10 protein-coding genes are annotated in these 12610 nt (G+C 60.4%); 4 read left to right on the top strand and 6 right to left on the bottom strand.

What is annotated here, in order from left to right; all coding sequences use genetic code 11:
• Positions 1 to 129 precede the first annotated feature (129 nt).
• Together PS14A_RS25315 and PS14A_RS25310 are read left to right on the top strand one after the other, a co-directional pair.
• A complete protein-coding gene (locus tag PS14A_RS25315; RefSeq protein WP_212617465.1) occupies positions 130 to 1479 on the top strand; it encodes a HipA domain-containing protein in 1350 nt (449 codons plus the stop codon).
• On the top strand, positions 1476 to 1754 hold the full coding sequence (locus PS14A_RS25310) for a helix-turn-helix transcriptional regulator (RefSeq protein WP_122506266.1): 279 nt from the start codon (positions 1476 to 1478) through the stop codon (positions 1752 to 1754). The genes PS14A_RS25315 and PS14A_RS25310 overlap by 4 nt, the downstream gene beginning before the upstream one ends.
• A gap of 7 nt (positions 1755 to 1761) precedes the next feature.
• Here the strand turns inward: PS14A_RS25310 and PS14A_RS25305 are convergent, their stop codons facing one another.
• Both PS14A_RS25305 and PS14A_RS25300 read right to left on the bottom strand, forming a co-directional pair.
• Positions 1762 to 2598: an amino acid ABC transporter permease gene (locus PS14A_RS25305; RefSeq protein ID WP_016772457.1), complete on the bottom strand. Its 837-nt coding sequence runs from the start codon at positions 2596 to 2598 to the stop codon at positions 1762 to 1764.
• Positions 2595 to 3413 (bottom strand): ABC transporter substrate-binding protein, encoded by an 819-nt coding sequence (locus PS14A_RS25300; protein WP_212617464.1) that lies wholly within the window; start codon positions 3411 to 3413, stop codon positions 2595 to 2597. Before PS14A_RS25300 ends, PS14A_RS25305 begins: the two co-directional genes overlap by 4 nt.
• A gap of 113 nt (positions 3414 to 3526) precedes the next feature.
• Here PS14A_RS25300 and PS14A_RS25295 point away from each other — a divergent pair, with 113 nt between their 5' ends.
• A complete protein-coding gene (locus PS14A_RS25295; protein ID WP_212617463.1) occupies positions 3527 to 4429 on the top strand; it encodes a homocysteine S-methyltransferase family protein in 903 nt (300 codons plus the stop codon).
• Positions 4430 to 4535: 106 nt separating this feature from the next.
• Here PS14A_RS25295 and PS14A_RS25290 read toward each other — a convergent pair whose 3' ends face one another.
• The 3 genes from PS14A_RS25290 to PS14A_RS25280 are packed head-to-tail and all read right to left on the bottom strand — an operon-like array spanning position 4536 to position 6300.
• Positions 4536 to 5207 carry a GNAT family protein gene (locus PS14A_RS25290; RefSeq protein ID WP_212617462.1) on the bottom strand — a complete coding sequence of 224 codons (672 nt, stop codon included), beginning with the start codon at positions 5205 to 5207 and terminating at the stop codon, positions 4536 to 4538.
• Between the two features lie 12 nt (positions 5208 to 5219).
• Positions 5220 to 5666: a GNAT family N-acetyltransferase gene (locus PS14A_RS25285; RefSeq protein WP_212617461.1), complete on the bottom strand. Its 447-nt coding sequence runs from the start codon at positions 5664 to 5666 to the stop codon at positions 5220 to 5222.
• A gap of 10 nt (positions 5667 to 5676) precedes the next feature.
• Positions 5677 to 6300 (bottom strand): FMN-binding negative transcriptional regulator, encoded by a 624-nt coding sequence (locus tag PS14A_RS25280; RefSeq protein ID WP_130888957.1) that lies wholly within the window; start codon positions 6298 to 6300, stop codon positions 5677 to 5679.
• A gap of 93 nt (positions 6301 to 6393) precedes the next feature.
• Here PS14A_RS25280 and PS14A_RS25275 point away from each other — a divergent pair, with 93 nt between their 5' ends.
• A complete protein-coding gene (locus tag PS14A_RS25275; protein WP_212617460.1) occupies positions 6394 to 7947 on the top strand; it encodes a PLP-dependent aminotransferase family protein in 1554 nt (517 codons plus the stop codon).
• Here the strand turns inward: PS14A_RS25275 and PS14A_RS25270 are convergent.
• The gene (locus PS14A_RS25270) at positions 7904 to 12508 is read right to left on the bottom strand and encodes a DUF6543 domain-containing protein (protein ID WP_130912147.1); all 4605 of its coding nucleotides are present in this window, start codon (positions 12506 to 12508) and stop codon (positions 7904 to 7906) included. The two genes, PS14A_RS25275 and PS14A_RS25270, sit on opposite strands and share 44 nt — an antisense overlap.
• Between the last annotated feature and the right edge of the window lie 102 nt (positions 12509 to 12610).

Raw genomic sequence — 12610 nt, 5'->3', positions numbered from 1 at the left:
TGCCAATGGCTAAGATAGAACTGCATTTTGTTGCAGATATCCTGCAGCTGAAACTCCGCGAATGCACTATATTGCGTTTATTGACAGTTTTTTCGCGTTGAGCTGCATTTAAATGCATACGGAATCAACATGTACAACCTGACACTCCAGATCTTCACTGCCGGGCAATGGCACGACGCGATGACTCTTGATTTCGATGATCCGGAAAAGGGCTTCGAAAGCCGCTGCAGTTTTGGCTATGAAGCGGGCTATCTGGTCGAAAATATCGAGTTGATCGGGTCGCCTTTTTCCCAGGCCGTGAGTGCCCTGTATCCGCTGGATTGGGAAGGTCGGCGCGCGAAGACACCAGCCTTTGTCCACGATATCGCACCGGCAGGCGCAGCCAAGCGGTTTCTGCTCGCCCGCCTGGGTCAGGAAAGACCCGCCGAGATCAGCGCCGATCTGTTTCTGCTGGGTCGCAGTACACCGGCTCCCATTGGCAACATGCGAATAAAGGAATCGGCGGAAGCAGTCGATGAGAGGAAGCCGATCGGATTCATGCGCGAGGAGGTCATTAGCCGCGACAACCGCTTTCTCGAATATGCCTACGAGCTGGGCGCGGCCATCGGTGGCGCGACGGGGGCAGGTGGTGAAGCTCCGAAGCTATTACTGGAAGAGAACAGCGCCGGGCTTCTGTATCCCGATGCGGTATTGGACGATGAAGAAGTGCGACAGCACTGGGTCGTGAAATTCGCCAGAAACAGGGGCGGGCAGACCGACCAGGACATCCTGCGCAGCGAATTCCATTACTACAAAGCGCTGCAGACATTGGGCATCGAAACGGTCGCGGCAGAAGGCCTGGCCTTGGAAGAGGCGAACAAACCGAGTTTGTGGATGCGGCGTTTTGATCGACAAGTGAAAGATGGAGCGGTGTCGCGTTTTGCGGTCGAATCGATTTATTCGCTGGCTGAAGTGACGACGCCAGGCAGCGCCATGAATCATCTGGACGTGATCCGCATGCTCGCCGGGCTCTGGCGCAAAGCGGGTCAGGCCAGCCAGATTCCCGGCCTCGTCGCCGATTATCTGCGTCGCGACCTAATCAATAAAATCCTCGGAAACTCCGATAACCACGGTCGTAACACGGCGATCATCCGTCAAGAGAACGCTTTCCAGCTCGCGCCGATTTATGACCTCGCCCCGATGGTCATGGATGACGAAGGCGTGACTCGTACGACCAAATGGCCAAGAGAGTTGGAGCGGGCGGGAGATGTCGATTGGCGAGGTGTCTGCCGCGTATTGGCCGATAGCGCAGATCCGCACGATTCGTTGGCGGGGCTGGATGCCTCGGCGCTGTTCGAAGGCCTGCGCGCGGATGCCCGCCGTCTGGCCGCACTGCCGGATATTCTTGCGGCCAGCGGTTTGCCCGCCAGAACCATGAATCACCCGAGCGTTCACCTGAAAAACCTCGAGCAACGTTTGAAAGAGTGGGACCTGCAATGAGTCTGACCGTCCTCGAGCGCACGGCGCTCATCGAAAGCATTCAGCAATCACTGACCCAAGGCACTCTGGAAATCGGTGACGCCGTGCGCCGTTTACGGGTCGAAGTCACCGGTCTGCATCAGACTCAGTTCGCGAAGATGTGCAAGATTTCAGTGCGCACGCTGGTGCATATCGAACATGGCGAAGGCAATCAGACACTGAAGTCGCTGAACGCGGTGTTCCGCCCATTCGGCATGAAAATGGGCGTTGTGCGAATCCGCCGGGACACCGTTTGAATACCCTTCAGCCACGCCGCACATACGCCTTGCCGTAATGCCGCTCCATCCTTGCCTGAATCAGCTCCAGCCCGATCGACATCAGCCAGTAGATGATCGCCGCCGTGGTGAGCATTTCGATGTAGCGATAGCTTGAGCGGCCGTAGGACTGGGCGAGGAACATCACTTCCCAGACGCCCATTACCGAAATCAGCGACGAGTCCTTGAGCATCGAGATGAACTGGTTGGTGGTCGGCGGAATGATTGTGCGCATGGCCTGGGGCAGGGTGATGCGCCAGAAGATCACGCTTTCGCGCAGGCCCAGCGCCAGGGATGCTTCGCGTTGGCCGTGATCGACGCCGAGAATCCCGGCGCGGAAGATTTCGCTCAGGTAGGCGCCGTAATTCAGCGACAGGGCAATGATGCCGGCGACGATGGCGCCGGGGACGATGCCCAGTTGCGGCAGGCCGAGGTAGATCAGCAGGATCTGGATCAGCAGTGGCGTGCCGCGAAAGAACGAGGTGTAGAAACTGGCGATGCCAAACGCCACGGCGCTGTTCGACAGGCGCGCCAGCGCGGTGATGAAACCGAGCAGCGACGAGGCGATGATCGAGCAGGCGCAGAGAAACAGCGTCAGCGCTGCGCCTTGCAGGAAGCCGTTCGGCGCCAGCTTCAGGCCAACCAGGTTGGGCAGCTTATCGAGGATGATCGCGAACTTCAGGTCGAAGCTGAGGAAGAATCCGGCGAACAGGCAGAACAGCGCCGCCCACGTCAGGTACAGGCGCGTGCGGAAACCAAAGAGCTTTTGCAGGCGTGTTTCAGCCACCGGTTGCGGTGGCTGTGGCGGGGTCGGAAAGGAAGTCATTGGCTGATATCGGCGCCGATCCATTTCTGCGACAGCTTGCTCAGGGTGCCGTCCTGTTTCAGCTGGGCAAACACCTCGCGCACCTTGGCGTCCCATTGCGGGTCACCCTTTTCGATGGCCACCGAGTTGGGTTCCGAGTACAGCGGTTCGCCGGCCAGTTTGAAGCGCTGGTCCTGGTTCAGGCGCGGCTGCGCGGTGACCAGATTGGTGAGGATCGCATCCAGGCGCACGCCGGCGCCCAGGCCCAGATCCTGGAAGGCGACGTTGTCGGTGTCGTACGGAGCGATCTGCACATCCTCGAACGGATACTGCAACTGCGTATCCTCGGCGCCTTCGATGATCAGATTCTTGTTCAGGTAGCTTTCGTAGCTGGAGGCGCTGGTCAGGCCGACCTTTTTGCCGCTCAGATCCTTGGCGCTGTGGATGCGATCGTCCTTGGCGTTGACCACGATCACCGCTGGCGAAGCGTAATACTCGACCGGGAAGTCGAATACTTCGGCGCGGGCCTTGCTCGGGGTCATCGAGCAGATGCAGATGTCATAGCGCCCGCTCCAGCGGCCGGCGGCGATCACGTCCCAGGACGGCGTTTCCAGACGCAGCTTGACGCCGAGCTTATCCGCCACTGCTTTGGCAACGTCGACATCGAAACCGTCGAGTTGATTCTGCTCATTGAGAAACGAGAAGGGTGGATAGCTTTCCATGAGCACGCCGACCAGTTCTTTTTTCTGCTCGACGCGGTCCAGCGTCGCGCCGCCGAAGGCTTGGGTGGAGGCCAGAATGGTCAGGCCCAGGGCCAATAGCGGTTGGAGTTTCACAGTCGATCCCTGTAGAAAAAAGAGGTTGTTATTAACCGAGTGGTGCGTATTAAATAGTTATAAGAACGACTCTGATAGTGAGTTATTTTCATAAGCATATGAGTGAAAAGCATATGGGCGCAGCGAACAGGGTCATTCTCGATGGCGGCATGGGCCGCGAGTTGCAACGCGCCGGCGCGCCGTTTCGCCAACCGGAGTGGTCGGCACTGGCGCTGAGCGAAGCGCCGCAAGCGGTCGAAGCGGTGCATGCCGCTTACATCGACAGCGGCGCGGACGTGATCACCAGCAACAGTTACGCGGTGGTGCCGTTTCACATTGGCGAAGCGCGATTTGCGGCTGAAGGCCAGGCGCTTGCGGCACTGGCGGGGGAGTTGGCACGGCGGGCGGTGCAGGCATCCGGCAAGTCAGTGCGTGTTGCCGGTTCGTTGCCGCCGCTGTTTGGTTCGTATCGTCCGGATCTGTTCGAAGCGGATCGCGTGACCGAGCTGCTGACGCCGCTGGTCAAGGGGCTGGCCCCGCATGTTGATCTGTGGCTGGCGGAAACCCAGAGTTCGATTATCGAGGCTCGCGCCATTCACGCCGGGTTGCCGAAGGACGGCAAACCGTTCTGGCTGTCGTTCACCTTGAAAGATGAAGACAGCGATGAAGTGCCGCGCCTGCGCTCCGGTGAGCCCGTCGCAGAGGCGGCTGCGGCGGCCGCTGAGCTGGGCGTCGAAACGTTGCTGTTCAACTGCAGTCAGCCTGAAGTGATAGGCGCGGCCATCGACGCGGCGCGCGCAACCTTTGAGCGTCTCGGCGTCACGATCAACATCGGCGCGTATGCCAACGCGTTTCCTCCGCAACCGAAAGAAGCCACGGCCAATGACGGGCTCGACCCGCTGCGTGATGACCTCGATCCGCCAGGGTATCTGCACTGGGCGCTGGACTGGCAACAGCGCGGCGCCAGCCATCTGGGTGGCTGCTGCGGGATCGGCCCGGAGCACATTGCGGTGCTGGCGCAAGAACTGCGTCGTTAAGAAAAACCCCGCCAATTGTGGGAGCGAGCCTGCTCGCGAAAGCGGTCAGTCAGTCAATATTTCAGTGACTGACACAGCGCCTTCGCGAGCAGGCGCTTTGTGATGATCAGCTACGGCACTCGGCCAAGCCTTTCACCTGGCCATCAGGCGTCTGGTTTTCATCGCTCAGCCAGCGCTCGAACCCGGCGCCAATCGCTGGCCATTCCGAATCCAGAATCGAATACCACGCGGTATCGCGGTTCTGGCCCTTGACCACCATGTGCTGGCGGAACACCCCTTCGAAGCTGAAGCCCAGACGCTCGGCCGCGTATTTGGAGCGGGCGTTGCCGTTGTTGCACTTCCATTCCAGGCGCCGGTAACCCAGCTCGAACGAATACTTGGCCAGCAGGTACACCGCCTCGGTGCTTTTCGGCGAGCGCTGCATTGGCGCACCGAAAGTGACGTGGCCGATCTCGATGCGACCCTGCGCCGGGACGATCGACATCAGGCTGAGGATGCCTTGCACCTGACCAGTCGCACGGTCGATGACGCTGAAGAAATACGGGTCGCTGTTGGCCGCATGATTGTTCAGCCAGTCGTTGAATGCGCTGCGCTCGCGAAACGGACCGTAAGGCAAGTAATCCCAGAGCTTCGGATCGGCACCCGGCCCTTCGAGGGCGGCGTAAAGCTCATCGCCATGACGCGCCGGGTCGAGTTTTTCCAGACGAATGAAACGGCCTTCAAGCAGGGTGGCGGAGGGGGCGGGGACGCCTTTCCAGTCAGCGAGTGAAGCGGTCATGTGCGCGTCTCCTTAAAGGGCTTTACGAAACTGGATGAAGCCCGGACGTTCGGCAATGCGCTCGTAGAGCTGGATCGCCGTGGCGTTGGTTTCATGGGTCAGCCAGTGGACTTTGCAGCAACCATCAGCCTTGGCGGTAGCGTAGACATGCTCGATCAACAGCCGGCCGACACCGGTGCCACGGGCTTCCGGCAGCACCAGCAGATCCTGCAGATAGCAGGAATTTTCGATGCTCCAGTTCGAGCGATGATAGATGTAATGCACCATGCCCAGCGCTTTGCCATCGGCCCACGCGAGGGCGGCGTGGGTCGGTTCATTCGGGTCGAGAAAACGCTGCCAGGTGCTTTGGGTGACGGCGCCCGGCAGTTCCGTGTTGTAGAAGCGCAGGTACGCCTGCCACAGCGGCAGCCAAGCGGCGTGGTCGTTGGCGCTGACCGGGCGAATGTCGATCTGAGTCATGCGGATTTCCTTAGCGCATCAGGCGGGCGAGGGTTTGATCGTTGGCGTCGGGGCTGGCGGCAAGGCCTTCGCGCACCCCGGCAATATCTTCGGCGCTGCGGTTCTGGCTGAGCTTGCGTTTGCCCTCGAGGCGGTCGATGGGAATGGCAAAACCGACGATGGCCTTGAGCATGGTGTCGATGTAATCGGCCGGCGCATCGTCCACCGACCACGGCTGGGCACGGCCTGCCTCGTGACGGTCGGTGAGGGTGCTGACGATGTCGAGCAACCGGCCGCCATCGCTGAAGGTCTCGGCCTGGCCGTAGGCGTGCACGGCGATGTAGTTCCAGGTCGGCACGACCTTGCCGTGTTCGGCCTTGCTCGGATACAAGCTTGGGCTGACGTAGGCGTCCGGGCCGGCGAAGATCAGCATCGCCTCGGCGCCGTCCCGCAGGTCCTTCCACTGCGGATTGGCCTTGGCCAGATGGCCGTAGAGCGTGCCGTATTCGCCCTGTTCGCGATGCAGCAGCACCGGCACATGACTGGCTTGCAATCCGCTCTCACCGTGGCTGACCAGAATGGCCAGGCGAGTGGCGAGGATCAGTTCGTGCAGTTGGGACAGGTCTTCGATGGCAAAGGCGCGTGGCGTGTACATGGACAGATTTTCCTTGGCGAATGCCTGCATCGTAGGCAGGCTATTGGTCCGTTGTAAGAGCCATTGTCGAGCCATTTCATAGGTCCATTCGCCATGCCTGATCTGCCACCGCTGTCGATGCCTTTCAATCCGGCCGGGATCGAGCTTGATCGCCGTCAAGGCTTGAGCCGCCAGCTTTATCAAGCGTTGCGCCTGCGTGTACTCGATGGGCGTCTGGCCAGTGGAACAAGATTGCCGGCCAGCCGTGACTTGGCCTCGGCACTTGGAATTTCTCGCAACAGTGTGGTGCGCGCCTACGATCAGTTGTATGCCGAGGGCTTTATCGAGGGGCGAGTGGGTGACGGCACTTATGTCGCGCAACTGGCTCAGGCATCGACACCAAAGAAAAAACTATCCACAAATCCATCCACAGGCTTGTCAACAGGCTTACCCACAGCCTTATCCACAAATTGGCTGGATTTGCCTGTGAATTCATCCAGTAAAGTTATCCACAGTGGCGGTTTTTCTCGTATTGAAAAGCACCATTTGGCCCGACCTCCGAGTGGTCCGCCACGAGCTTTTCGCGTGGGTGTTCCGGCTTTCGATCTGTTCCCGTTCGAGGTCTGGGCCAAGCTGAACGCGGCTTTCTGGCGCAAACCGGATTTGCAGCAACTGTGTTACGGCGATCCAGCGGGTGATGCTCGACTGCGCGGCATGATCGCTGCTTATTTGCGCAGTTCGCGTGGCATGCAGTGTACGGCTGAGCAGATTGTGATCACCAGTGGCGCGCAGCAGGGCATCAGCCTTTGTGCACAGCTGCTGGTCGAGCCGGGAGATGGCGTGGCGATCGAGAATCCGGGCTATCGCGCCGCTGGGCATGCCTTCGCTGTAGCGGGGGCGAAACTGCATGGCGTGGCGGTGGACAGCGACGGTATCGATTGCAGCGCAATGGCTGGACTCACTGACTGCCGCGTGGTCTACGTCACACCCTCGCATCAGTACCCGACCGGTGTGGTCATGAGTCTGGCCCGGCGCCTTGAATTACTCGCCTGGGCCGAGCGTGTCGGCGGCTGGATCGTCGAAGATGACTATGACGGCGAATACCGCTACAGCGGCGCACCGCTAGCGCCGCTGGCGTCGCTTGATCGTCAGGGCCGCGTGCTCTATGTCGGCACATTTGGCAAAGTCGCCTTTCCGGCGCTGCGTCTAGGCTACCTGGTGTTGCCGCCAGCACTGGTCGACGCGTTCTCGCAACGGCGCGCGGTGGATGTGCGGCACTCGGAAGTCAGCACGCAAGCGGTGATGGCCGAGTTCATGGCTGCCGGGCATTTTCAGCGGCATATCCGCCGCATGCGCCGGGCTGCGCTGAGCCGACGCAACTGCCTGCTCGAAGGCTGGCCGACAGCGATCGCCGGTGTCGGCCGGTTGCCTGCCGTGTCTGCCGGGTTGCACCTGACCGTCGCCGTGGACAGCATCGAGCGCGAGCAGCAATTGATTGCGCAAGCCGCAGATGTCGATGTCGAGATCAACGGTTTAAGCAGTTACTGGCTGCCGGATTCGTCCACGGCCATGGATCAGCGCGCGGGACTGGTGCTGGGTTTTGCCGCCGTGCCGGAGCCTGCGATCAGAACGGCGCTGACGCGGTTGCGACAGGCGTGGCGGGAGTGAAGAACAGTGCCTCGGCCGAGCGACTGGAAATCTCGCTGCGATGGATCTGGATCAGCGCCTGATTATCCAGAAGACCCGGCGCGTAAGCGCCACCCATTCGTTGTTGAGCGACTGTTTTCATGTGTCCGCGCACGAAGGCTCCAACGGTGGCGCCGACGCTGCTGTAGTGGAAGTGCGCGTAGCAAAGGACCTTGGCGGTGTGAGCATCACGAACCTCATATTCGTCGAGAAAGTCATGCTCATGGCGGCGCAGACGACGTCGGGTCAGGATTTTGGAGATCTTCACTTCCCCCTTGTCCTTGAGCCACTGGACCCCGGCCGCCGTCGGCGGTTGCTGCTTGACCAGCCGGATACGCGTGCTGGTGCCTTTTTCCTCCAGCGTCTTTGCCGCTTTGTCGAGCGCGTGGTTGAGCGTTTCAGAGGGTTCACGCAGGCTGGCGGTGAGGTTGCTGGCGGTCAGCGCCTCATCGATCGCGGCATTGGCTTTGCGCAGCAGCGCGGCCTGGTTGTGATATTCCTCTTCGACCTCCACGGGAATCCGCGAGCCACGTTTGAGGCGCGCCTCGATGCGCCGGTGAAATGCGGCCAGACCGTCAATCAGCGCCTGACCTTCGGTTACGGCTTTACTCAGGCTTACCGCGACTGTCGGCGGTGTCGCTGGCGCCGTGCGTTGCTCCACCCAGAGACCGGGGGTTTGCTCTTCGAACGTAGCGATGACGCCTGTCAGGCTGGAGCGTACTTCGATCAGATCGGTGTCGTGTCCGTCGAGACTCTTTTTTCGTTCGCCAACCAGCGTACCCCTTGATCGGGTCTGAATGATCCGTCGATTCGAGGATGACGCCGAGGGTCGCGACGAGCCGGCCTGCGGCACTAGCAGATGCCGGTAGCGCAGCAGCTCGGCCAGTTTGCTGTCAGCGCTGGCCTTGAACGCGAGCACGCGCGTCTGCACTCGCTTGAGTCGGTCCAGGTAAATGTGTTCAGGGTACTCGATGAGCAGATCATCGAAGCGCCGGTCGACGGCGGAGAACTGTTCGCTGACGTTACTCAGGGCGTCGATGCGATCTCGCAGATTGCTCAGGCTTTCATCAGCGCTCAGGTCAAGCGAACTCTGGATATTGAGCGCGGCATCGGCGATCACGTTGGCCAGTGCATGATAGGCGTCCGTGTGGAGCTGGGTGTCGCCGGGCTTGATGCAGACTTCCTGACCCAGACTGATCTGCAATTGCTTGAGCTCGGTCACCGAGTAATCCGGCCAGGCGTCCTTATAGTCGCGCATTGCCTCGACGGCTTCTTTTCCCAACAGGGTCATGTCATTGAAGCAGCTCTGTGCCGCCTCCATTTTTTCGATGATGCCTTCGGTGATATCAGACATTTCCAGGTAAGGCCGAACAGATGCATCTGATCCTGATCCGGTGTCGACGCCGGCCATGGTCTGCATCGCCAGGACGCGCCGCTGAAAATCCGTTGAATGCTGCTCAAGCCACTCATGCCCAATTAGCAGCTGCATCTGCAGGCGCTCGCTCATCACGGTGCGATAGTTGGGAATGGGCTCCTTGAGATTGAGCTCCTTGATCAACTGGATGTTGGCTGCGTATTCCTTGTGTTGCGCTTCCAGGGTGTCGATATAACGGCTGCGAGCCTCTACCTGATCCTGTGAGGACGCTTCGCGCAGAGCGGTGCGATCCGCTTCGAGACGGGTTTGCCTGGTTGGCAGGATTTTTTCGAACACGATGTTTTTGTCGTATAAAGCTTTCGCATCTTTCTCCCGGCTTCCTCGCGCTACCCGGCGAACGCTCTCCAGACCACCAGCACGCAGGCGCAGACGCAGATCTATGACCCATTCACCGCCGGCGGTACGCGCCAGTGTCGGGCCGGCACGTTGTGGTTGCCGGCCTGAATCGATGATCTGTACCTGACCCTGCTCATTGCGCGTGACTTCGAACCACCGCTCGCCAACCTGTGCGAACCATTTTTTCTGGAGTTCATACAGGCCTCGATGCGCACCTTCGCGGGCGGCTGCGCCCAGGCCTTTGGGTTTGTCGACCTTGAACGCGTCGAGAAGCGCGGCAAGCGCTGCCGGGGAACGTTTCAGTGCGGTGACGATGTCGATGGACGTGGTGTGGGCGCTGGGCAACTCGCCGCTGGCCAGGTCTGGCAGGCGCAACGCTTTGACAACCTTGCCGACGGGATTCACCGTGGTCGTTGGTTCCTCTATCGCAGCGATGGATTTCAATTCCGGTGCGGCGCTGACCGCCGCACGGTGCGCCAGGACCATGCCCAACGCGAGAAGGATGTCGGCAATCGCAGTCCAGGCGATCTTGCCGGACGATTCATTGGCCACGTCAGTGACTTCCTGCAAATCGTCCATGATCTGCCAGATCCACGCTGCCGCGCCGACGCTGCGGCCCAGGAATGGCAGGGCGGCGTTGAGCATCAACCAGCCGCCCTGTTTGAGCGTTGCCCAGCGAGCCTCGGCATCGGAGACCGATTGCCGGTCGGCCTGCGTAATGAGGGCCTGTACGTTGTTTTCATGCAACGTCGCCGGTACATCGCGGGCTATCACCTCAGTGCCCAGCTCGACGGGGCCGGACATATCGAGCGCGGTGGTGGGATTGACCAGTAATTGCGGGATCGTCCACACCGACGGCAGCCTCGCGGTAAAGACGAACTGGCTGTAGTTGAAGCGTACGTCTTCCGGCAGCCAGGCCAATACCGAGTCGCGCAAATGCCGCGAGTGCTGGATCGCATAGAGCAGATTGGCGTGCCCCGGATATTGCAGCAGTGCCATGTCGAACAATGGGCGATAGAGCACGCATGGCCCTTTGTTCGCTTCGCGCGGACCGATGACGTACATGTTGGCGACGCGGTCAGCGGTCGAGCTGCTGCGACGAGCAATGAACGCCAACGGCCGAATGACGATTTCCTCGCCGTCGACATGGCGTTCCGCATCCGTCGTGGCCAGTGCTGCCACTACGTATCGATAACCCGTTTCATCAATGCCGGCCTTGTGCTGAATCTTGTGTTGCAACGCCAGCAGCGGCAGCTCGATGCGCAGCTGGCTGGTGTACAGCGTTTGCAGCGCCGATGCTTGTTCTGCGTCGTCGATCAGCAGCGCCTTCAAGTGCGCCGGGTAGGTCTTGCCAATGTCGACAGTGCTGACCAGCTTTTCCAGGCAGGCCACCGTCATCCAGTCGGGCAAGGCGCCGCCGCTCTTGTAGCGCACGGTCTTGTTGCCCAGTGGCAGTCCTGCGAGGTTTTGCAAGGCCAGTTCCAGCAGGGTCAGGGTTTGCGTCTGAGTGTGACCCGGCAACACGAACGTGCCCCAGACCACCAGGCTGGTGATGGTGATTTCAATGTCATCGATCTTGATGTCTTTCGCGCCTGGCTGTTCCTTGAGCAGCTGCTGCTTGAGGGCGTTACGGGCGAAGGTCTGCAGGCTGACGACCTCATCCTGAAAGGACTTGCCGTGGTTTTCGTGATGCACCGTTGTCAGGTTCAGCAGGTGTCGGCTGTAGCGGGTCTGGTCCATGGGCAAAGCGTCGTTCAGCCAGTCCGGCAGCATCGGACGCAGACGTTCGAAGTGTGGTTCCAGGCGCGCTGGCGGTTGCGCGGGTTTGCCGGCCGTGCCGGTATGCGGATAGACCCGGTTGAGCGGCGAATCCTGGAAAAAACTGATCTCGCCCAGAGCGTCGGCCTCCAGTGAAATCAGGGCGCAGGCCTGATGGTCGAAGAAATTGCCCTGCGGTTCGACCAGTCGCCATTTGAGGTCTTCGCCCGCTGTAGTTGAACCGAAACGTTGCAGCAGATCTGCGCCGAGCTCTTGCAGCGAGTCGAAGTGCTGAAAACCCTGGGTCACGGCGTAGGTGAGGATCAGCGTGCGCTGTGCAACCGTGCCGATCAGGACCGCTGTGTCGAGCAGGGCACAGTGCTCCCGCTGATCGCCGTCTCCCCGGTCAAGATCAATCAGGCATGCTCGGACCGCATATGGGGCGGGCGCCAGCCGCTGTTGCGGATCGGGTTCGGTGTACACCGCCAGAGCCATGGCGATCTGATCGGCGTCCCAGCCAAGGCTTGAATCCGGCTGCCACAAGTTGCGCAACGCTTGCGACAGCTGTTGCCAGCGCGGCTGCCCGGGATAGGTGAACTCGTCCCAGTAATCAACGTGCTGTTCCTTGTAAGCAATGAACAGTAGCGGTGCCAGTTCATTGAGCAGCAACCCGATGGCATCGATCCGCACCGGCAGTTTCACGGCTGCCGGCCAACCGGGTTGCTGGGTCAGATAATCTTCACCATCAAGGTACGTTACGGTCGTGCCGGACAGACCCAGACGCACCAGTGCATCGGTCAGCGATTCGACCTTCGGGCGACCGGAGACGACTTCCTCGCCCTCGATGATCCACGCAGGCTGCACGACCATGGTCAGGCGCGGGTCAATGTCCAGGTTCGGATACAGGGTTCTGAGGGACTGGCGCAGCGTTTTCGTAGCGACTTCGCGAAGCGAAGGGCCGGTGACCAGTTGGGTGACGATATCGACGGCACTGGCTTTAGGGATTTCGGGCATGGCGATTCCTGCTCTGTCGGCGCGCCGGAAGGGCGACGGATCAGCGCAAGGTAAAAGGCGCGCCGCTTGGGCGTGCGGTACATAGATCTGTCAGGCAAAAAA

The organism is Pseudomonas sp. 14A, assembly GCF_018132745.1.
GTDB classification, from domain to species: domain Bacteria; phylum Pseudomonadota; class Gammaproteobacteria; order Pseudomonadales; family Pseudomonadaceae; genus Aquipseudomonas; species Aquipseudomonas mercuritolerans.
Note: the sequence above shows the minus strand (reverse complement) of the source record. Positions and strands in the feature narration are given on the sequence as shown.

Bases quoted from the DNA above. Each gene is read 5' to 3' on its own strand.
- PS14A_RS25315 (WP_212617465.1), top strand. From the start codon at position 130: ATGTACAACCTGACACTCCAGATCTTCACTGCCGGGCAATGGCACGAC.
- PS14A_RS25310 (WP_122506266.1), top strand. From the start codon at position 1,476: ATGAGTCTGACCGTCCTCGAGCGCACGGCGCTCATCGAAAGCATTCAG.
- PS14A_RS25305 (WP_016772457.1), bottom strand. From the start codon at position 2,598: ATGACTTCCTTTCCGACCCCGCCACAGCCACCGCAACCGGTGGCTGAA.
- PS14A_RS25295 (WP_212617463.1), top strand. From the start codon at position 3,527: ATGGGCGCAGCGAACAGGGTCATTCTCGATGGCGGCATGGGCCGCGAG.
- PS14A_RS25290 (WP_212617462.1), bottom strand. From the start codon at position 5,207: ATGACCGCTTCACTCGCTGACTGGAAAGGCGTCCCCGCCCCCTCCGCC.
- PS14A_RS25285 (WP_212617461.1), bottom strand. From the start codon at position 5,666: ATGACTCAGATCGACATTCGCCCGGTCAGCGCCAACGACCACGCCGCT.
- PS14A_RS25280 (WP_130888957.1), bottom strand. From the start codon at position 6,300: ATGTACACGCCACGCGCCTTTGCCATCGAAGACCTGTCCCAACTGCAC.
- PS14A_RS25275 (WP_212617460.1), top strand. From the start codon at position 6,394: ATGCCTGATCTGCCACCGCTGTCGATGCCTTTCAATCCGGCCGGGATC.
- PS14A_RS25270 (WP_130912147.1), bottom strand. From the start codon at position 12,508: ATGCCCGAAATCCCTAAAGCCAGTGCCGTCGATATCGTCACCCAACTG.